Origin of the sequence: Burkholderia anthina (assembly GCF_001547525.1) — a bacterium.
Lineage (GTDB): Bacteria > Pseudomonadota > Gammaproteobacteria > Burkholderiales > Burkholderiaceae > Burkholderia > Burkholderia semiarida.
In genome coordinates, this window is the sequence record NZ_CM003769.1 from 262126 (window position 1) to 282461 (window position 20336).

A 20336-nucleotide genomic window follows, 5' to 3' on the forward strand; every position below is an offset into this window, starting at 1 on the left:
GCCTCGTCTTTTCGATTAGTTGCAGGCGGAGCCGCCCGTCGCGGAATTCAGGCTTTCGCGCGGCAGCGTCGTCGTGAACGGCGGCATTTTCACCGTGACGTTCATGAACGGGATCATGGTCTTGACGGTGACGTTCGTGACGCTCACCGTCACGAACGAGCACGTGTTGATGTCGCAGCTCGCCGGCGTGTAGTTCACCGACACGTTCGCGTTCGACAGCAGCGGCAGCAGCGACCGCACGCGCTTCACGACGCCCGCGGCGTTCACGTCGCACACCACCGCGGTGCGCGCGCCGAGGCGCACGGCCTCGCTCGCAGTATTCCAGTAGAACAGCACGCGGCCGAACTCGAAGATGCCGATCAGCAGCATGATCAGCACCGACGCGATCAGCGCGAATTCGACGATCGCGACGCCGCGCTGCGTGCGCCGGCGTGACAGCGGGAAATGGCGCGCATTCATGACACCTGCCTCATCACGGTGACGATGTTGCCGAAGGTGATCGACGGCAGCCCCGGGAACGCGGGGATCGGCTGGTACTGGTAGCCCGAGATCTTCACTTCGACGACGTTGATCGCGCCCGTGGCCGTGCCGCTTGGCGCGTTGTTGTTCGAATCGTAGGTGGGCAGGTTCGCGAACTGCGACGGGTCCGACGCATCGCTGCAGCCGGTCGTGCGCTGTGCGTCGCAGATCGTGACCATCGACGTCGTGAGCCCCGGCACGAGCTCGGTGCCCGACGTGCCGCACGTCGTGCTGCCGTAGACGACGAGACACTGCGCCTGCGACACCGGATACGCGCTGTCGGTCGGCAGCCAGACCGACAGGTAGCGTGCCGCATCGCGCGTGGCCTTGGTCAGCGTCTCGTACTGGTAGATCGCGCGGCCGAATTCGGCCACGCCCGTCGCGAGCATGATCATCGGCATCAGCACGAGCGCGAACTCGACGGCGACGACGCCGCGGGTGCGCGAACGACGAATCGGCGGCTTCTTCATGATCGTCTCTCCGCTATTGAACGAGCATCGGCACCTGCGTGCCCGATGCGCTGCCGCTGCCCGGCAAGCCGTGCGTCGCGCACGGGTTGTTGCCCGACACCGACGAGCCGAGGTATTCGAGGTGCGCGACGACGGCGCCGCTGCCGGCGCTGAACGGGAGCGGATCGAGCATCAGCACGCAATCCCATTGCGTGACGTGCACCTTGCCGCTGCTGCCGGACAGCGTCGAGCAGTCGCCCTCCGGCGCGAGCGCGAGGCGCCGGTCGCTGCCGTAGGTCGCGTAGTTGCTCGCCGCCGCCGTGCCGTTGGTGGCGATGCCGCTGCCCGACGGTGGCGCGCCGTCGCCCTGGTAAGGCTTGAAGCTCGCGCGGTCGGCCACGAACTGCGTGTATGCATCACCCTTGATGCCCGGCGTTCCCGGCGGCCCGTAGTTCGGGCCGACATACGCGTAGCCGGTGAAGTCGGGCTGGCCGCTCGAGCCGTTCGCGCCGTTCGTGTAGATGCCGAAGCGCGTATTCCATGCACGCTGCGACGCCGCCTTCATGCCCGTGGTGGCCAGATCGGGCGGGCTCGTGATGTTGCAGGTATTACCCGACAGCTCGCTCGCGAGCGTCGTCTCGTTCGTCGAACCGTCGAGCGCCGCCCAGCCGAAGTTGCCGGGCCCGTACGTCGACGACGACCCCGACGGCGACGAAATCCAGTCGCCGACCTTGTAGGCCGGGTCGGACGGGCCGCGGCACACGAACACCGGAATCGCGCAAGTCGTCTGCCCGCCGCCGACGGTCGCGATCGCGCTCGCCGACACTTCCGCCGCATTCGCGAGCTTCGTGCCCGGCAGCACGTTCAGCACCTCGATGAACCAGTGCGCGATGCTGCTCAGCGTCGCGGTGCACTGCACGTACTTGATGTTCGCCGGCGTCGCGACCGCGTCCTTGGTCAGGAACGGGTTGGTCAGCGAATCGCTGAACGTGACGTTCGCATTCGTCGACATCTGCACCGACTTCTTCTGGAAAAACACGAAATTCAGATGGCCGGCGGCGATGCCGTCGGCTTCGGCCACCGACAGGCTGATCGCCGAGGTCAGGTCGCGCGCAGCCGACAGCGCGCAGGCATCGGCGCTGTTCTGCAGTTCGCTGCGCGTGACGTACAGCTTGCCGAGATCCAGCGCGAGCCCGACGAACCCGATCATCACCGCCAGCGAGAGGCCGACGATGATCGCGACGGCACCGCGCTGGCGATGCAGGCTGCGACGTGTGAGTTTCGGATAGCGGGCTGCGCGGTTCATGGCGTTCTCCCTGTGCGTGGTGTCGTTACTGCGTGGCCTTGCCGATGCCGATCACGAACGCGTTGGCGGGCGGCACGGCCTGCTTGAACGACTTGTCGTAGTTGTCGAGCGCGGCCGCGGCGGCGTTGCCGTCGACTCCCGATGCCGACGAAGGATGTTCGCCGGCATGCGGATCGATGATCTGGGCGTGCATCACGGTGCGGACCGAATCGCCGAAGCGGCTGTCCCACACCGGGGTCGACGACATGCAGCCGGCAAGCGCGAACGCGAGCGGGACGGCGAGCGCCGCGCGGCGCACGAATACGAGGTAGGCGGATTTCATGAGCTTCCCCTTGGATGGCTTCAACGATCGGTGGACTGCGGTTCCGCGCCGGCGCGCGCAATCTGCGCGTTGGGCGCCGCGGCGATCCGGTGCTTCGCGCGCACCGCCGGCTGGGCCGGCGAATCGGGGCCGGCGGCCGCGAGGCGCGCGGCGGCGGCTTCGATGCGCGCGACACGCGCCGCGGTGGCCGCATCGGGCTGCGGCGCGGCGGCCGCGACCGGCGCCGCTTTCGGCGGCTCGGCCGGCGCCGGCGGCTGCACGTCGGCTTGCGGCGCGCGCGGCGCGGGCAGCGCGGCCGGCGCGACCGGGGCTTCCGATTTCGGCGCCGGAGCGGGCGCCGGCGCCTGGGCCGGTGTCTGCGGCGCGGCGGCTGCGTCGTTCGCGGGCTGCATCGGCTGGGCGCCTGCCTTGCGCACGCCGCGGCGGCCTTCCATGTTGCCGGTCGCATACACGTCGATTTCGTTCGGCTTCGAGAAGCTGTCGGTCGGCAGCGCGACGTCGGCGGTCTGCAGCGGCTTCACCAGGTGCGGCGTGATCAGGAAGATCAGCTCGGTGCGGTCCTGCTGGAACGACGTGCTGCGAAACAGCGCGCCGAGCACCGGCACTTCGCCGACGCCGGGGATCGCCTTCAGCGCGCCGGTCGCGTTGTCCTTGATCAGCCCGCCGATCGCGAACGATTCGCCGTCGCTCATCTGCACCGTCGTCGATGCGCGCCGCGTCGTGATCAGCGGCAGGATCGACGTGCCGCCGATGTTGGTCGCGCTCAGCGTGACGCCCGTCTGCGACAGCTCCGACACTTCCGGCGCGACCTTCAGGCTGATCCGGCCGTTGGCCAGCACCGTCGGCGTGAACTTCAGCGCGACGCCGAATTCCTCTTCCTGCAGCGTGATCGACGACGTGCCGTTGCCGCTGCTCTGCGGGATCGGGATGAAGATCTTGCCGCCCGCGAGGAACGTCGCTTCCTGGCCGCTGATCGTCACGAGGTTCGGCTCCGCGAGGATCTTCACGAGGTTGTCGGTGTTCTGCGCGTCGGCCGCGATGCTGAACGGCTTGTTGTTCGCCTTGTTGAAGATGGCGCCGCTCGTGACACCGGCAAGCAGGTTGCTGACCAGCGCGCCGCTCCACGAACCGAAGCCGCCCTGGATGTTGAACGCGCTGCCCATCTGGTTGATCAGCGTCTTCGACACCTCGGCCACCTTCACCTCGAGCATCACCTGCTGCGGCGACGTGACGTTCAGCATGTTGAGCACGCCGCCGCCCTGCTTGCCGCCGCCCGCGCCTTCGCCCGCGCTGTCGCCGTACGCATGGGCGATCTGCACGGCCTGCTGCGCGGCCTGCGAGCTCGACACGGTGCCGGCGAGCACGATCGTGCCGGCCGCGGTCGACACGTGAATGTCGCGCTCGTTCGGCATCAGTTGCAGCAGCGACGCCTGCAGGCCGCCGGCGTCCGCGCCGACCGCGACGTCGATCACGCGGCACGCACCGCTCCTGCCCTGCACGATCATGTTGGTCGTGCCGACCGCGAGCCCGAGGATGTACAGCGTCTGCGGCGACACCATCGTCGCCTGCGCGACGGCCGGATTGCCGATCGTCCGGTTGCGGACCGGCTCCGGCATCGGCACCAGCAGCGACTTGCCGAGCGGCACCGCGACGCTGGTCGATTCGCGCACGGCGCCGACGCAGTTCGGCCCGCGCAGCGGCCCCGCCGATGCGGCGGGCGCGGCGGCCGGCGCCGGCGACATGCTGATCGTCATCTGCATCGGCCCCTTGCCGACCGCGGCCGGCGCGCTGGCGCCGCCCTTGGTCAGCACCGCCGATTCGATGCCTTCCTGGGCGAGTGCGCCATATACGGTCAGCCATCCCGAACAGAGGATCGCGGCCATCATCGTGCCCCGTGCGACGCGTGTGCGCAGTGGGCCGGTACCTGTGCGTTGCGGTTTGATCTTCATTTCGTCTGATCCCCCGAGAGACCGGCGCCGTGCCGGTTATCGACTTCCAAGGCCGCCGCGCGTTGCCGGCGGCCGGTTTGTTTATCTGGCTGGTTCGATCTGCTTCAGAAACATTCGACGCTGCCCTTCACGCCCGACAGCACGCCGACGCAGTCGCGCCGGACTTCCGGCGCCGCATGCGACGCGACGTGCACGCGCACCGGCCGCGCATGGACGGGCGCCGGCGGCGCTTCCGGTGCGGGCGCCTTGCCGAGCAGCGTCATCTTCGTCGCGCCGCCGGTGGCCAGCGTCTTCTGGTCGACCTGGTTGCGCAGCACGAGCGACAGCGTGCCGACGCTGCGCGCGAGGTCGAGCCGTTCGGCCTGGTCGGGCGTGACTTCCAGCGTCACCGCGTTGACCACCTTCGGCGCCGTGTCGTCGCGGCTGACCTGCTGCGCGACGGCGAGCACGAGGATGTGCTCGAGCACGATCTTCGAGATGCTCTGCCCGTCGGTCTTGCCTTGCTGTTCCTGCGTGTTGACGATCACGTCGACGTAGTTGCCGGGCAGCGCGAAGCCCGCAACGCCGACCACGTCGTTCACGCGCACCGTGATCGCGCGGCTGCCGTCGGCGATCACCGCGGACAGCCCGCCCTTCGTGCCGACCGGCGCGAGCTTCGACTCGATCACCGGCTCGCCGCGCGCGAGGCTGGTGCGCACGACGCGCCCTTCGAGCGCCTTCGTATCGGTGAACGCGCCGGTGGGCACGCTGCCCGACGGCCAGCTCACCATGTGGATCTGGTTCGGCCCGAGCGGCTCGCCCAGGTTGAGGTCGGTGGTGGCCACCGCGACGGACGTGACCGAGCTCGTGGATGTCTGCATCAGCCAGTGGGAGGCGAATACGACCGCGGCAAGACCCGCGATCATCGCGACGACCAGCATCATGACCGCTCGACTGTTTTTCATGGCAATGCTCCTCGACGAATCGTGAAAGAAACCGCTCAACCGGTAACGAACGTACGGCCTCCGCGCTCGATGGGCGGCGGATGGCCGCCGTCCCGTTCGGGCGCCGCGCCGAAATAACTCGCCCACGCGTCGTACAGCGCGTCGTGCGTCACCTCGGGCGGATCGCCGCGGTAACGCGCGCCGGCGGCCACGAGGCGCAGCAGGTCCGCCGGAAAGCACGCGAGAAACGCCTTGCCGGTCGGCAGATGCAACCGATGCAGCAGGAAATCGAAGGCATCGCTCGCCGAGACGAGCCCGAGTGTCGCGCAGGCCGCGTCGTATACCGCGCGGTAGTCGTCGATCGACATCGCACCGACGTGCAGCTTCGAGCCGAGGCGGCGCATGAACGCGTCGTCGCAGAACTGCTCCGGCGCGAGGTTGCTCGAGAACACCGGCCATACGTCGAACGGCATCACGAAGCGGTTGCCGGATTCGAGCGTCATGAAATCGACGCCGCGATCGAGCGGACGCAGCCAGCGGTTGAGCAGGTCGCGCGGCTCGACGCGCTGGCGGCCGAGGTCGTCGACGACGTACATGCCCATGTTCGCCTTCATGTGCGGCGGCGCCTGGTAGAAGCCGGCCGCTTCGTCGCGACGCAGATCGAGCTCGTCGAGCGTCAGCTCGCCGCCCGACATCACGACCGGGCGCTGGCACAGACGCCAGCGCCGATCGACCGACTGGCCGCCGCACGCGGCTTGCGCATCGACGTGCACGAGCGGGTCGTAGACCTGGATCACTTCGCCCGCCGCGCAGATCGCGTGCGGCACCGGCACGCGGCCGTGCATCAGCGAGCCGAGCCGCTCGGCGAGAAAGGTCTTGCCGCTGCCGGCCGGGCCGTAGATCAGCAGCGGCCGGCCCGCATTCAGCGCGGCGGCCGCCGCATCGAGCACCGCCGTGTCGATCACGACGCCTTCGAACGCGGCCCACACGTCGCTCTGCCCGATGTGCAGCTTGCGCACCGAATGCGCGGCCACGCTCGCGAGATACGCGTCGAGCGTCACCGGCGCGGGGCCGCTGTAGCCGCTGCGTTCCCGCTCCTCGAGCGCGAGCACGCGGCCCGCATCGGTCAGGCGGAACGTCACGTCGAGATCGGTCGCGCCGCGATGGGTCAGCTCGACGAGATGCTCGCGCACCAAGAATGCAAAGACGTCGTCGAGCACCGCGAGCGGCAGGCAGTGCCGCTCGACCAGGTCGCCGTACGACGGGCGGCCGAGCACCAGCGTCGACTTCAGCACGAGGCCGGCGACGAACGCCATGCTCAACCCGGTTTCCGCGAGCGAGCGCGGCGCCGGCGGCAGTTGCGCGCCCAGCTTCGTGTGGACCTCCCGCGACGGCAGCGGATCGGGCAGGCGTGCCACCTGCGCGTCGCGTCTCGGTTCGGTGTGGTTCGTGTTCATGATCGTTGCGTCCTCGTTGCGTCCTCGTTGCAGATCCGCCGCGCTATGCGCACGACGCGAACAGCATGCCCAGCGTGCCGGCCGCGATCGCCACGCCGTACGGCAGCGTGCCGACCGACGCGATCTCGACCGGGCCGTCGGCGGCCTCGGCGCGCGCCGCTTGCGAGCGCCGCACGATCAGCGCGCGCACGTTCGCCCACATCCGGCGCATCCGCCCGCGCAGCAGCGCGTAGACGACGGCGCCGATCCCGCCGGCCAGGAACGTGGCCAGCACGATGTAAAACGTCATTTCCGCGCCGACCCATGCGCCGATCGCCAGCATCAGCTTCACGTCGCCCGCCGCCATCCCGCGCAGCAGGTAGAACGGCAGCAGCAGGCCGAAGCCGGTCGCGGCGCCGGCGAGCCAGCCGAGCACGCCCGCGGGCACGCCGTGCAACAGGCACTGCGCAACCAGCGCGCCGGCCAGGCCGAGCAGCACGAGACGGTTCGGAATGCGACGGGTCTCGATGTCGGTGCTGGCCGCGGCGATCGCGAGCAGCGTCACGCACAACGGAACCGGGTAAGGCGGCGCAACGGGAAACATGGCGAACCTCGCGGGTCGAATCGGTGGATCAGGAAGCCATCGCCAGCGCGGTGGTGACGGCGGTGCTCACGGCAGCCGTCACGGCCGCGGCGATCATCTCGTACGCATCGCCGAGCGAACCCTTCAGCGTGACGACGCTGCCCAGTACCGCGATGGCGAACATCGACGCGAGCAACGCATACTCGATCGACGTCACACCTCGTTCGTCGGCGATCCAGCGACGGGCGACACGCACGATGGCTTTCATGATGGTCTCCGGTGTCCGGTTGACGGAATCGCCGGGGACGGCTCGAACGCTGCACCAGCCGAGCCGTCCACGGCACGCTCCATCAGATGCCTGCAACCGCCGAATCGAGGTCGGCCGCGATCGTGCTGAACACGGTCTTCAGATCCTTCCCGATGGTCGACAGCGCGAGGATGATGCCGACTGCGATCAGTGCGGCGATCAGGCCGTATTCGATGGCGGTCACGCCGTCTTCGTCGCGAATGAAACGGCCGGCTTGTTGAATGAACTTGGACATGATGTTCTCCTTGCGTGGTGACTTTCAAAACCCTCGCGCACTGGCTGGTCGGACGACCGTGCATCGATACGTCGAGGAATGTCGTTGATGCCGTGTGGCGCCGACGAACGATCCGGACGATTCGGACGAACCGTTCGCCGTACCGTCCATCAGATGCCTGCTACCGCCGAGTCCAGATCCGCGGCGATCGTGCTGAACACGGTCTTCAGATCCGTACCGACCGTCGCCAGCGCGGCGACGATGCCGATCGCGATCAGCGCGGCGATCAGGCCGTATTCAATGGCCGTCACGCCGTCCTGATCCTGGGCGAACCACGCGATCTTTTCGATGATTCTTGACATGAGCGTTCTCCTTTCGGACTGCTATGAAATACCCTTCGTCGGTCATGACGTCGGGGGTGGGCACCACCGGCACTACTCTGGAAATCGGAAGCCGACGATCAGTCGCGGAAACGGGGCGGGCCACCGCGGTCCGTGCGAACGGGTATCGGCGAGACGGAGCATGAGAGACGCGCGTACGGTGCGACCGGCCGGATGAACCGGGCAGGTCGATCGAACTGAACGGCACGACGGCCGTCCGACGCATGGAATCCGGTTGAACGGGAGATGAATTCCCGGCAAAGCCGCAATGTGTCTTTAACGCGGCTTGCGATCCGCGATGTGCTGTGGTCTTTCATTTTTATTCCCCATGTACTGCCATGCCGATTTCTTATTGCCCTGAAGCGACCGGGTCTCTCGGGTCGTTCGACGACGGTTGCCGCGGTGGATCGAACGGGAGCTGCGTGTACCCCGACGCGCTCCGGCCCGACTTTTTCCGCAGGTGATTCGCGAGCCGGTTCCGCTGCCTGTTGCCCGAACCGCCCGGTCGTCACATCGTCGACTGCCGTGCCAACGCTTACGCAAAGAGCGGACCATCCCGGGCGAAATCGAGGCGCACCAAGGGTTTCGGCGATCCACCCGGCCTCTCGCCAATCGCCCGGCCGCCGAAATGTTTCAACTTTGATATATGCGGCGCCGGCGCATGTAGCCGGCATGAAACCCCGTCATCGCGCTGCACAAAGGTCCAAAAAAATTTTCTCGGGATTTTCCCGGACGCGGCGGCGCGCCCAGGCGTCGCGGGTTCCACGGCATGCCCGGCCGCTAAAAATCGCGGAATGTTTCAGGCCAGAAACACGAATGCCGGCGGCGGCGTTTTCTCATACCAGAAACGGCGGTTTTCACCCGAATCGCTGAACACATTCAATGTCGGCCGGCCGTGCGCGGTTTGCATCACGCGATTTTTTCTTCAACAATGAATTCACCGGACAACGCCAATTCAGCGCGATTCGATCCGCAGGCACGACAACATCGAACGGCCGCGACAGACCACGCGGCCAAACCACAGACGGGGCATCATGTACACAGCCAATCGTGAAACGCGCGATCGCGCCATACGCTGTGCTCAATGGCTGACGGCCGACCGGATCATTCCGTACAGCTGCATCATGCTGATGCTCTTCGTCGCGCTCCTGATCGTCTGGGGTGTCGTGACCGAAGGCTTCACATCGAACGCCACCGCCCGACCCGGCACCGACTTCTCGGTCTTCTGGACCGCATCGCATCTCGTGTTGCAAGGCCATGCCGCGGCGGCCTACGACACGTCGTCATTCCTGCAGGCCGAGTTCGCGCACTTCGGTGCGTATCTGCAAAACCGGCCGCTTCCCTGGCTCTATCCGCCGACGATGCTGCTGTTCATCGCGCCGGTTGCCCTCGTGCCTTTCCTGCCCGCTTATTTCCTCTTTTTCGCGGGCAGTCTTTTATGCTACGCGTTCGCCGTCTCGCGCTTGTCGGGGCTGCGCGCGCATCTTCCCGTGCCGCGCGCCGCGGCGCTCGTCGTCGTCGCGTATTCGGCGGTGTGCATGTCCGCACTGTTCGGCCAGAACAGCATCCTGACCGCCGGCCTCGCCGCGCTCGCGCTGCATCTGCTCGGCAGGCGGCCGGTGCTGGCCGGCGTGCTGATCGGGCTGCTCGCGATCAAACCGCAACTCGCCGTCGTGTTCCCGTTCGTGCTGATCGCGACGCGTGCGTGGCGCACCTTCGCGGCGGCGGCGCTCAGCGCGACGCTGTTCGCGGCGGCCGGCGTCGCGCTGGCCGGCCCCGCCGCGCTGCACGGGCTGAGTCATGCGATGTCGACGGTACGCGCGCAGCATTTCATGCTCGCGTCGTACTGGCTCGCGTCGCCGACGCCGTTCGCCGCGCTGCGGCTCGCGGGCGCGCCGGTGGCGGCCGCGCTGGCCGCCCAGGCGGCGGTCGCGCTCGTCGCGCTCGCCGCGGCTGTCAACGTATGGCGCCGCACGCGCGACATGCGGTTGCGCGGCGCGGTGCTGGCCGTCGCCACGCTGCTGACGACGCCGTACCTGTGGAACTACGAGCTGACGTGGCTCGGCATCGCGCTTTTCTGCCTGATCGCGCACGGCCTCGACGAAGGCTGGCTGCCCGGCGACCAGGGCATTCTCGTACTCGCGTGGCTGCTGCCGATCTTCGAAATGCTGAACCGGCTGATGAAGCTGCCGCAGATCGGGCCGGTAGTGCTGCTCGCGGTGCTGTTCGTCGTCGTGCGCCGTACGGCGCTCGCGTCGCGGAGCGCACGATGAAAACGCCGTCGTTCGCCCGTCACGCGCACCCGAATGCCGATCTGCATCCGGAACTCCCGATCGCCGGCCCGCGCCGCCATCCGCACTGGCTCAATCGCGATCGCGTGCGGCTCTATGCGGCCGCCGTGCTGCTGACGGAGCTGCTGTTCATCGCCATTTACCTGATCCGCGTGCACCTGTCGCACGGCGGCGCGCTCGAGCCGCTGTCGCAGGATTTCTCGCCGGTCTGGAGCGCCGCATGGCTCGCCGCGCACGGGCACGGCGCCGACGCGTGGCATTACTCCGCGCTGTTCGCGGTCCAGAAGCTCGCGGTCCCGACGATGACGCTCGCGGACGGCACGCTGCCATGGCTCTATCCGCCGACGATGCTGCTGCTCGTGGCGCCGCTCGGCTGGCTGCCGTACACGCTGGCGCTCGTGCTGTGGCTCGGCATCGGAATCGCGCTGTTCGCGGCGGCGATGCGCGCGACCGTGCAGCGCGATGTCGCGTGGCTGTGCGCGCTTGCGTTCCCCGGCGCGTTCCTTACGGTGATCGTCGGGCAGACGAGCCTCTTCACCGCGACGCTCGCCGCGTTCGGCCTGCTCGCGCTGAACCGCCGCCCCGTCTGCGCCGGCATCTGTTTCGGGTTGCTGACGATGAAGCCGCAGCTCGCGGTGCTGTTCCCGCTCGCGCTGCTGTGCGCGGGCCAATGGCGCGCGCTGGCCGCATGGGCCGCGACGATCGCCGTCAGCGCCCTGCTCGCGACGCTCGCGTTCGGCGTCGCCCCGTGGATCGCGTTCACGCACCTGATCGCCCACGTCTACACGATCGTGGGCACCGGTCATGCGAAGCTCGCACGCATGCCGACCGCATTCGCGCTCGCGACGATGGCCGGCTGGCCCGCGCTCGTCGCGCGCGGCCTTCAACTGCTGTCGGCGGCGGTTGCCGCGGTCGCCGTCGTCTACGCGTGGCGCGGCGCGTGCTCGTATGCCCTGCGCGCCGCGACCCTCGCATGCGCATGCCTGCTCGTCAGCCCCTATCTGTACGACTACGACCTGACGTGGTACGGCATCGTGATCGCGTGGTACGCACGCTATGCGTCGACGCGCGGCTGGCGGCGCTTCGACCGCGAATGGCTGATGCTGCTGTGGCCGATGCCGCTCGCGGGCCTCGCGATCGTGCCGCACCTGTCGTTCCAGTTCATGCCGCTCGCGACACTCGCGTCGCTCGCGCTGCTCGTCAGCCGGATCGCCCGGGAAAGACGCGACGTGCCGTCGATGCCCGACGCGCGCGACACCTCGACCGAGACCGGGTTCACCCACCGGCTCCGGCCACACCACCGCCCGGCGCACGGCATGCGCCGCACCGGTCGCCCGACGCTCGGCGCCGGCAGGTAAAGCGACATCACAAGGGGAATCATCATGCGGGAATCCATCTACACGCCGCTCGTCTCGCTGGTCGTGCCGTTCTACAACGAAGGCGAAGCCGTCGAGCGCTTCTTCGACGTCGTGATTCCGTTGCTGAGCGCGATCGACGCGATCCGCTTCGAGATCGTCTGCGTGAACGACGGCAGCCGCGACGACACGCTGGAACGCCTGGTCCGGATCGGCGCCGCCGAGCGGCGCGTGCGTGTGATCGACCTGACCCGCAACTTCGGCAAGGAGGCCGCGCTGACGGCCGGCCTCGACGAAGCGGCCGGCGATGCGGTGATCCCGCTCGACGCCGACCTGCAGGACCCGCCGAGCCTGATTCCGGTGATGATCGAACACTGGCGCGACGGCGCGGAGGTCGTCGCGGCCAAGCGCAGCAACCGCGCGTGCGATTCGTTCGCGAAGCGCACCGCCGCCGCGATCTACTATCGCGTGCACAATCTACTGTCGGACGTGAAGCTGCCCGAGAACGTCGGCGATTTCCGGCTGATGGATCGCAAGGTCGTGAACGCGCTGCGCAACCTGCCCGAGCGGCACCGCTTCATGAAAGGGCTGTTCGCGTGGGTCGGCTACAAGACCGTGATCGTCGAATATCAGCGCGATCCGCGCAGCGCCGGGCACTCGAAATTCTCCGGCTGGAAGCTGTGGAATTTCGCGCTCGAAGGCATCACCAGCTTCAGCACCGTGCCGCTGCGCAGCTGGACCTACATCGGCATCGGCATCGCGGCGCTCGCGTTCGTGTACGGCGCGTTCATCATCCTGCGCACGCTGCTGTTCGGCAATCCGGTGCTCGGCTATGCGTCGCTGATCTCGGTCACGCTGTTCATCGGCGGCATCGAGCTGATCGGGATCGGCGTCGTCGGCGAATACGTCGGGCGCATCTACGACGAATCGAAGCAACGGCCCGTCTACCTGATCCGCCGCCGCTACCAGGCGCACGGCAAGGTGATCGAACTGCCGGTCGCGCGCGATGCACGCCGCCAGCCCGCACGCCGGCGCGTGCAGCCGGCCCGGCCGCGCATCGGCGCGCGCTGAACGCACCGGCGCCATGATCGGCCTGCTCCAGGCCGAGCGCACGCGGCTCGTGCGCTTTGGCGTGTCCGGGCTCTCCTCGACCGCGATTCACGCGCTGGTCGCGACAGCGCTGTTCGCGCTGCGCGATGCGACGCCGGTGACCGCGAATGCGGTCGCGTTCCTCTGCGCCACCGTGTTCTCGTATCTGGCGAATACGCTGTGGAGCTTCTCGTCGACGGTACGCACCCGCAATGCGACGCGCTTTCTCGCGGTCACGCTCGCCGGGTTCGTCGAAACGCTGCTGCTCGCGCGCGCCGCCGAGGCGCTGGATGCGTCGCGCACGATGAGCGTCGTCGCGATCGCGCTGCTGATCCCGCCGACGACGTTCGCGCTGCACCGGCTCTGGACGTATCGGTAAGCCTCCCTTCCCGGCCCCGCCAACGATCGGCCAATCAATTAACAGATTCAATGTCGCGATATTTTTGTCACGCATCGATTCGATTGATTCCGATTTTCAAATTAACCCGATAAATCACTTTATCGACCTGTTTACTTTTACAGCTTCCACAAGCAATCAAACGGGATAATCTGCATTCGCCGTCGCTTCCGCACGTGTCGATATCGGTGAAAAGCCTTGCTGCACAAGGCGATGGTGGCCGCACGAAGCAATTCGCGCAACGATAAGTCCCATTACTTCAAACGGGAGCTTCTATGTCACGCGTTACCGATGTGCTCGTTTCGTTCGATACCGAAACCATCCTCAAAAAATATCCGAATCCCAGCAAGAATCCGGCGGCGCCAACGCTGATCGACTGGCACTATGTCTATATGGTGACCAACCAGGACAACGTCATCTCCGGCCAGGCGGGCGGCGAGCTCGACCTGAAGGCGCAGGTCGGCGACCTGATCCGCTGGCGCGAAACGAGCCTGTCGCTGGGCTTCGAGAACCAGGTGGTGTTCTACAAGTTCATCGGCAACGTCGGCAACGACCTGATCTCGACGCCGACGCCGCGCGTCGCGGAGGCGTCGATTCCGGTGCCGAACACCAGCAAGCCCGAAGTGCCGACGTGCCAGAAGGTCGCGAACTACTATTGGTCGTCCGAATGCCTGAAGGTCGGCCGCGTGACCTACCATTTCCTGTTCCAGATCATCGATCGCAATTGCCAGAGCCAGGGCTGCTTCTCGTGGGATCCGTTCATCTCGATCCATAACTGATCGCGGCACGCGGGCGGCCGCACGACGGCCGCTCGTCCCGCCCCTTGTTGCGGAGGACGTGCTCATGTCTGGTGTACGTTGCGATGCGCTCGCGATCGTCGACGCCGTCACGCTGCTGGCGGCCTATCCCGATGCGAGCCGGGACGCCGACGCGCCCACCGTGATCGACGGCCGGCACATCTACGTGTTGAGCCCCGGCGACGCCGGGCAGGTCAGCCACCACGACAACCGGCTCTTTGCCGGCCTGTCGCCGGGCGACCGGCTTCATCTGCGCGAAACCGCGCTGGCGCTGCGCGCGGAGGTGACCGTGCTGTTCGTCCGGTTCGCGCTGAAGGACGCCGGCATCGTCACGCCGATCGAAGCGGAGATCCGCGACGCCGCCACGGCGGTGCCGAACGGCGACGACCTGCTGCATCCGTCGTGCCAGCAGATGAAGGACCATTTCTGGCGCGGCGAGGTGCTGGCCCCGGGCGCCACCACGTGCACGGCCGATTTCGCGGTGCTCGATCGCGACGGCGCCGTATCGGGCTATTTCCGCTGGGAAACGACGATCGAGATCGCCGGCAGCGGGCCGGACACGAAACAGCCCGGCGCCACACCGTAGCCGGATCGCGACGGCCGTTTCACGTTGCCGGTGAGATCGGGGCAGAGGACGGCTACGACGACGCTCACGTGCGCCCCGCCGCGTGCCGTACTCAGGTACGCGGCAACCCCGGCGGATTGGTCTGCGACCGGTCGATCGCCTCGGCATCCAGCCGCCAGTGGTCCAGCGCCTTCCGGTAGCTGCCGTTCGCGATCAGCGCATTGATCGCGAGCGTCAGCGGCTCGGCGAGGCCGCTGCCCTTGCGGGTCGTGATCGCGATATCCGCGGTGCGCGGCCAGCCGCCGCTGACGGTGCCGATCAGCTTTGCATCGCCGCGCAGCGACGCCTGGTACGCGAGCATCGAGTTCACGCTGAAGATCGTGTCGACCCGGCCCGACTGCAGCGCGACCCAGCGCTCGGCCGCATCCGCGTAATACTGGATCTCGACCGGCGCGAGGCCGCGCGCGACGTTCTGCCGGTTCCATTCGAGCAGGATCTTTTCCTGGTTCGTGCCCGAATCGGTCACGACGCGCAGCCCCGCGACATCCTTCGGTTCGCGGATCGCGGCAAGCTTGCTGCCGGTCTTCACGTAGAAGCCGAGCTGATCCTTCCGGTAGGTCGAGAAGTCGAACTTCTCCTTGCGCTGCTCGGTCACCGTCACGTTCGAGATCACCGCATCGACCTTGCCGGACTGCAGCGCGAGCGGCCAGTCGGCCCACGCGAGCGGCACGATCTTCAGCTTGCGGCCGATGCTGTCCGCGATCAGTTGCGCGAGATCGGGATCGAAGCCGACCACCGTGCGCGCGTCGGTCGCATAGGTGCTGAGCGGCGGCAGGTTCGGCGCGATGCCGATCGTCAGCGTGTTCGCCTCGGCGAACCGGAAGCCGGCCGGCAGCGCCTGCTCGACCGCCGGATTCACCGCGCCGCGCTGCCGGGCCGGCTGCTCGGGACTCAAGTCGAACGACGCGGCGTGTACCGCGACGGCGTTCGCGGCGATCAGCGCGGCGGCCAGCACGCGGGCGAGGCGTGCAACGGGAAAAGCGTTTCTTCTCATGTCTTGTGGAATCCTGTTTTTATTCGGGGATGCGCGAAGCGGGCGCGGGCAGCGGGCCGGCAACGTCCGACGCCAGTCGCTGCCCCGCCGGCTCGGTCACGCAGGCGTCGCGTCCAGTTCGACCACGGCCGCACGCCGCGGCACCGGCTGCACGACGGGCGACGGAGGCCTCGCGTGCGCCGACTCGCCCGCATACAGCGCCTTCGGGTCGAACACGCGTGCCTGCAGCGGCGTGAACGCACGGAAATTCCACAGGCTGCGCGCGACGAACACGCGCTGCACCCAGCGGAATGCGCGGTCGTTCTCGTCGTACTGCGGATCGAAGCGGTCGCGCGAATGCAGCGTGAAATGGTTGTTGATCAGCACCAGCTTGCCCGGTGACACCTGCACGCCGAACGAAACCTCGCGCACCGCGCGATACAGGTTGGCCAGCGCTTCCTGCGCGCGCGGGTTGACGGCCAGCACCATGTCCGGATAGAACGCGACCGTCACGCGCGGCGCGTCGAGCGGCCCCGACAGCACCGCGCTCAGGTCGGTGTTGTCGCGCGGCGTGGGCGTCGCGCCGCGCCACCGGTACGGCACGCGGATGATGTAGTGCTCGCCGTAGAGTTGCGCGATATCGTCCGGCGACAGCAGTTGCAGCGCGCGGCGCGCATCGGCGAGCCGCGTGTACGGGCCGCCGCCGGCCTCGCTGCGCACGCCGAGCAGCAGCAGCGCGAACGGCGACGTGTCGCCTTCCGGCATGTGCGCCTGCGCGGCGTTCTCGATATGGAAGTCGAGCTCGACCTCGGAGCCGAGGCCCGTGTAGTCGCGCGCGGTCGCCTTGTGCGGCGTCAGGTTGTTCACCAGCTCGCGCCCTTCGTGCGCGATCGAGTACGGCTCGCCGGCGAGCGTGCTCAACGCGACCAGCACGTTCTCGCTCAGCACGCCGGCCTTGAACGAACGGCCGGTTTCCTCGAATCGCGGGCTGCCCGTCACGCCGTCGTCGATCGGCAGGTTGTCGATCTCGATCGAGCCGTGCGCGTCCGCCGTCGGCGCCTTCGCCCGGTCGAATGCGTCGACGATCCGGTCGGGAAACGCGTTGTAGGCCAGCTTGCGAACTGCGCTGATATAGCCTGCGCCGCCGGCCGGGTCGTAACCCAGCGCGCCGAGCGTCGTGCGGATGTGAGCGGATTCCGCTGCCGTCAAAGCGATGCGTGCATCTGCGAGATAGGTCATAGGTCTCTCGTATAAAGATCTGGTTCGAAGAGCGGCATGGCATCGCCGCCGCGCGCCGCCGTCCTCGGGGCGAAGCGCTCGACAAGACTAGGAGACCGTCATTGCATTTCGAAATGATATTAATTCGATTGCAAACAAAAATTATCGATATAAGTTCAGCAATGCGGACGGAACCGGTTCACCGCGTTTTGCGCCGACCCTTAACACGAATACTTGTTAAAAAATCGTTGCTTATTATTTGTATTCGCCAATGGGTCGATGCTAGTTTTCTGTCGGATTCGACGCCGCGGCCGGCGCCCGACGGGCAGCCGGCTCCCTTGATGCGCCATACGGAAACCCGCCAGATGAATCGATACCGCCTGCCGTCCCGCACCATCCACACGTCCCGCATGCACCGGGGGCCGCGATGAGCGACCGTGCCCCGGCGCTCGACCGCGTCGACCGCGCGCTGACCGCCACCGCCACCACCGGTTCGCCGCGCACGTCGCTGCGCGCCATCTTCCCGACCGTCGCGGCCGCGAGCCTCGGCTTCGCGATCGTCCAGCTCGACGTGACCGTCGTCAACGTCGCGATTCCGAGCCTCGGCCATGCGTTCGGATCGAGCGTCCACGGGCTGCAGTGGATCGTCGATGCTTACACGCTGTCGTTCGCCGCGCTGCTGCTGACGTCGGGCACGCTGGCCGACCGCTTCGGCAGCCGCCGCCTGTTCGCGTACGGCCTTGCGCTGTTCCTGCTCGCGTCGCTCGGCTGCGCGCTCGCGCCGTCGCTGGCGGCGCTGGTCGCCGCGCGGGTCGCGCAAGGCGTCGGCGCCGCGATGATCCTGCCCACGTCGCTCGCGCTCATCACGCATGCGTGCGCCGACGATGCCGCCGCGCGCGTGAAAGCCGTCGCGTGGTGGAGCGCGACGGGCGGCGCGATCAGCGCGGCCGGGCCGACGCTTGGCGGCGTGCTGATCGATTCGCTCGGCTGGCGCGCGATCTTCTTCATCAACCTGCCGATCTGCGCGTTCGGGCTGTGGCTCACGCTGCGCCACGTGCAGGATTCGGCCGCCGCGCGCACGCGGCTGTTCGATCCGGCCGGGCAGATCGTCGCGGTGCTCCTGCTCGGGCTGCTGACGGGCGGCATCATCCGGGCCGGGGCGCACGGGATCGGCGACCCTTACGCGGCCGGCGCGTTGATCGCGACGGTCGCGCTCGGCGCGTCGTTCATCGCGATCGAACGGCGCGTGGCCGCGCCGATGCTGCAACTCGCGTTCTTCCGGATCGCGCGCGTGCCGGGCGTGCTCGCAATCGGCGCGATCACGAATGCGGCGTTCTACGGGCTGATCTTCTCGCTCAGCCTCTATTTCCAGAACGCGCGCGGCTTCACGGCAACCGAATCGGGGCTCGCGCTCGCGCCGCTCACGATCATCATGCTCGCCAACATCGCGAGCGCGCGGCTCGCGGTCCGCCACGGATTCCGCGCGACCGTCATCGTCGGCCTCGCCGTGTCGCTCGCCGGCTACGTGTGGCTGTGGCGGACGCTCGCCGCGCACACGCCGTACGCGCTGCTGGCGCCCGGGCTCGTGGCGATGGCGATCGGCGGCGGCATCGCGATTCCCGCTCTGACGTCGACGATGCTCGGCAGCGTCGAGGCCGGCCGCTCGGGCACCGCGTCCGCGATCCTCAATACCGCGCGTCAGGTGGGCGCCGCGATCGGCGTCGCGGCGCTCGGCGCGCTGGTCGCCGGCCAGGGCGCGGCAATCGTGGCCGGCGCGGCGCGCGCGTTCGCCGTCGCGGCCGTGCTCGTCGCACTCTGCGTCGTGCTGGCCGTGCGCTGGCCTCGCGACGCCCGCGATACCGGCACGCGGGCCTGAGCACCTTGCCGCACGCACTCCTTCAACCGATTTTCCATCCGAGCGAGAGGAATCCATGCAGCATCGCTTCATCGATACCGTCCTGATCGTCGACGGCGCGTCGACCGCCGCCTACCTGGCCCCCGCGTTTCGCGCATACGGCATCCGTTGCGCGCACGTGATCAGCGACCCCGACCTGCCGGCCATCTACCGCGACCAGTTCGTGCCGTCCGACTACATCCGGCAGGTCCAGCATCGCGGCGACATCGACGCGACGCTCGCGCAACTGGGCGACCTGCGGATCGGCGCGGTGCTGCATGGCCTCGACGCGGCGCTCGAGCTGGCCGACACGCTGGCCGAGCGGCTCGACGTGCCGTATCGCAACCCGCTCGCCACCTCCGCCGCGCGACGCGACAAGTTCGCGATGAACGAACGCATTCGCCAGGCCGGGCTGCGCGCGCCGGCGCACTTCCACAGCACGTCGGTCGATGAAGCGCTCGATTGGGCGCGCGCGCAGCGCACGCTGCCGCTCGTCGTGAAGCCGGCGCGCAGCGCGGGCGTGGCCGGCGTGAAGATCTGCCGAACGCTCGAGCAGGTCGAGGCCGCCGCGCGCGACGTGCTGAACACCCGTTCGCTGTACAACCAGCCGAACGACGACATCGTGATCCAAAGCTATTCCGAGGGGCAGGAATACATCGTCGATTCGGTATCGTTCGAAGGCCGCCATCGCGTGGTCAGCCTGTGGGAAGTGCATCGCGACCGCACGCACGCGCCGCGGCTCGACAAGATGCTGGTGCTGAACCATGCCGACCCGCGCTACGCACCGCTGCTCGACTACGCGGCCGACGTGCTCGATGCGCTGGACGTGCGCTTCGGGCCGACCCACCTCGAGCTGTTCGATACGGCCGACGGCCCGACCATCGTCGAGCTGAACGCGCGGTTGCACGGCAGTCTCGATCCGCGGCTGACGAGCGCGGTCAGCGGCGAGAATCACGTATCGGCCACCGTCGAAGCAGTGCTGCATCCGGAGCGGCTGTTCGGCGACGTCGCCGCGCCGACGGATTTTCGCGGGTACTGCGGTCACGTGCTGCTGCTGTCGTCGCGCAACGGCGTGCTGCGGCAGGATTTCACGTGGCAGGCGATCCAGGCGTTGCCGTCGTTCGTCGGGCTCAAGCAGTGGATCAAGGTCGGCGACACGCTGCGCGTGACCACCGACCTGCAAACGGCGCTCGGCACGGTCGGCCTGTACAGCCCGACCTTCGAACGGCTGCTCGAGGATTGCCGGCGGATTCGCGAAATCGAGGCCGATTTCTTCGCGGACGAAGGCGCGGTCGCGCCGGTCTAGGGT

The 20336-nt window shown here is 67.8% G+C and carries 21 protein-coding genes; 8 read left to right on the forward strand and 13 right to left on the reverse strand.

Going from position 1 to position 20336, the window contains the following annotated elements:
- Positions 1–15 precede the first annotated feature (15 nt).
- From WS64_RS17385 to WS64_RS17435, 11 genes are all read right to left on the reverse strand, one after another.
- Entirely contained in the window at positions 16–459 is a 444-nt protein-coding gene (locus WS64_RS17385) for a TadE/TadG family type IV pilus assembly protein (RefSeq protein WP_059637711.1), read from the reverse strand.
- Positions 456–989, reverse strand: a complete 534-nt coding sequence (locus tag WS64_RS17390) for a TadE/TadG family type IV pilus assembly protein (RefSeq protein ID WP_060010534.1) — start codon at positions 987–989, stop codon at positions 456–458. The genes WS64_RS17385 and WS64_RS17390 overlap by 4 nt, the downstream gene beginning before the upstream one ends.
- A gap of 13 nt (positions 990–1002) precedes the next feature.
- Positions 1003–2274, reverse strand: coding sequence for a pilus assembly protein TadG-related protein (locus WS64_RS17395; RefSeq protein ID WP_060967115.1), 1272 nt, complete (start codon positions 2272–2274; stop codon positions 1003–1005).
- 25 nt (positions 2275–2299) lie between these two features.
- Complete coding sequence (locus tag WS64_RS17400) at positions 2300–2596, reverse strand: hypothetical protein (protein ID WP_059577636.1); 297 nt, start codon at positions 2594–2596, stop codon at positions 2300–2302.
- Between the two features lie 20 nt (positions 2597–2616).
- Entirely contained in the window at positions 2617–4545 is a 1929-nt protein-coding gene (locus WS64_RS17405; protein WP_060967116.1) for a type II and III secretion system protein family protein, read from the reverse strand.
- A 104-nt stretch (positions 4546–4649) separates the two neighbouring features.
- A complete protein-coding gene (cpaB, locus tag WS64_RS17410; protein ID WP_059577632.1) occupies positions 4650–5489 on the reverse strand; it encodes a Flp pilus assembly protein CpaB in 840 nt (279 codons plus the stop codon).
- Between the two features lie 35 nt (positions 5490–5524).
- Complete coding sequence (locus WS64_RS17415) at positions 5525–6925, reverse strand: hypothetical protein (protein WP_060967117.1); 1401 nt, start codon at positions 6923–6925, stop codon at positions 5525–5527.
- 43 nt (positions 6926–6968) lie between these two features.
- On the reverse strand, positions 6969–7508 hold the full coding sequence (locus WS64_RS17420) for an A24 family peptidase (RefSeq protein WP_060967118.1): 540 nt from the start codon (positions 7506–7508) through the stop codon (positions 6969–6971).
- A 28-nt stretch (positions 7509–7536) separates the two neighbouring features.
- Positions 7537–7755: a Flp family type IVb pilin gene (locus tag WS64_RS17425; protein WP_059637724.1), complete on the reverse strand. Its 219-nt coding sequence runs from the start codon at positions 7753–7755 to the stop codon at positions 7537–7539.
- 82 nt (positions 7756–7837) lie between these two features.
- Entirely contained in the window at positions 7838–8029 is a 192-nt protein-coding gene (locus WS64_RS17430; protein ID WP_059577621.1) for a Flp family type IVb pilin, read from the reverse strand.
- A gap of 149 nt (positions 8030–8178) precedes the next feature.
- Positions 8179–8370, reverse strand: a complete 192-nt coding sequence (locus WS64_RS17435) for a Flp family type IVb pilin (RefSeq protein ID WP_059637726.1) — start codon at positions 8368–8370, stop codon at positions 8179–8181.
- 1052 nt (positions 8371–9422) lie between these two features.
- On the opposite strand from WS64_RS17435, the gene WS64_RS17440 reads away from it, so the two are divergent.
- The 6 genes from WS64_RS17440 (at position 9423) to WS64_RS17465 (ending at position 14903) form a co-directional block, all read left to right on the forward strand.
- Positions 9423–10661 carry a glycosyltransferase family 87 protein gene (locus tag WS64_RS17440; protein ID WP_060967119.1) on the forward strand — a complete coding sequence of 413 codons (1239 nt, stop codon included), beginning with the start codon at positions 9423–9425 and terminating at the stop codon, positions 10659–10661.
- Entirely contained in the window at positions 10658–12037 is a 1380-nt protein-coding gene (locus WS64_RS17445) for a glycosyltransferase family 87 protein (RefSeq protein WP_060967120.1), read from the forward strand. The genes WS64_RS17440 and WS64_RS17445 overlap by 4 nt, the downstream gene beginning before the upstream one ends.
- Positions 12038–12061: 24 nt before the next feature.
- Positions 12062–13105, forward strand: a complete 1044-nt coding sequence (locus WS64_RS17450) for a glycosyltransferase family 2 protein (protein ID WP_059577610.1) — start codon at positions 12062–12064, stop codon at positions 13103–13105.
- 13 nt (positions 13106–13118) lie between these two features.
- The gene (locus WS64_RS17455; RefSeq protein WP_060967478.1) at positions 13119–13502 is read left to right on the forward strand and encodes a GtrA family protein; all 384 of its coding nucleotides are present in this window, start codon (positions 13119–13121) and stop codon (positions 13500–13502) included.
- A 293-nt stretch (positions 13503–13795) separates the two neighbouring features.
- Positions 13796–14299 (forward strand): inclusion body family protein, encoded by a 504-nt coding sequence (locus WS64_RS17460; RefSeq protein WP_059577607.1) that lies wholly within the window; start codon positions 13796–13798, stop codon positions 14297–14299.
- A 64-nt stretch (positions 14300–14363) separates the two neighbouring features.
- Positions 14364–14903 carry an AidA/PixA family protein gene (locus tag WS64_RS17465; RefSeq protein WP_060967121.1) on the forward strand — a complete coding sequence of 180 codons (540 nt, stop codon included), beginning with the start codon at positions 14364–14366 and terminating at the stop codon, positions 14901–14903.
- 91 nt (positions 14904–14994) lie between these two features.
- On the opposite strand, the gene WS64_RS17470 is transcribed toward WS64_RS17465, so the two are convergent.
- Positions 14995–15936, reverse strand: coding sequence for an ABC transporter substrate-binding protein (locus tag WS64_RS17470; protein WP_060967122.1), 942 nt, complete (start codon positions 15934–15936; stop codon positions 14995–14997).
- Between the two features lie 96 nt (positions 15937–16032).
- Positions 16033–17154 (reverse strand): TauD/TfdA family dioxygenase, encoded by a 1122-nt coding sequence (locus WS64_RS17475; RefSeq protein WP_060967123.1) that lies wholly within the window; start codon positions 17152–17154, stop codon positions 16033–16035.
- 406 nt (positions 17155–17560) lie between these two features.
- On the opposite strand from WS64_RS17475, the gene WS64_RS17480 reads away from it, so the two are divergent.
- Together WS64_RS17480 and WS64_RS17485 are read left to right on the forward strand one after the other, a co-directional pair.
- A complete protein-coding gene (locus WS64_RS17480) occupies positions 17561–19009 on the forward strand; it encodes an MFS transporter (protein WP_060967124.1) in 1449 nt (482 codons plus the stop codon).
- 55 nt (positions 19010–19064) lie between these two features.
- Positions 19065–20333: an ATP-grasp domain-containing protein gene (locus WS64_RS17485; protein ID WP_059577592.1), complete on the forward strand. Its 1269-nt coding sequence runs from the start codon at positions 19065–19067 to the stop codon at positions 20331–20333.
- The last annotated feature ends 3 nt before the right edge of the window (positions 20334–20336 follow it).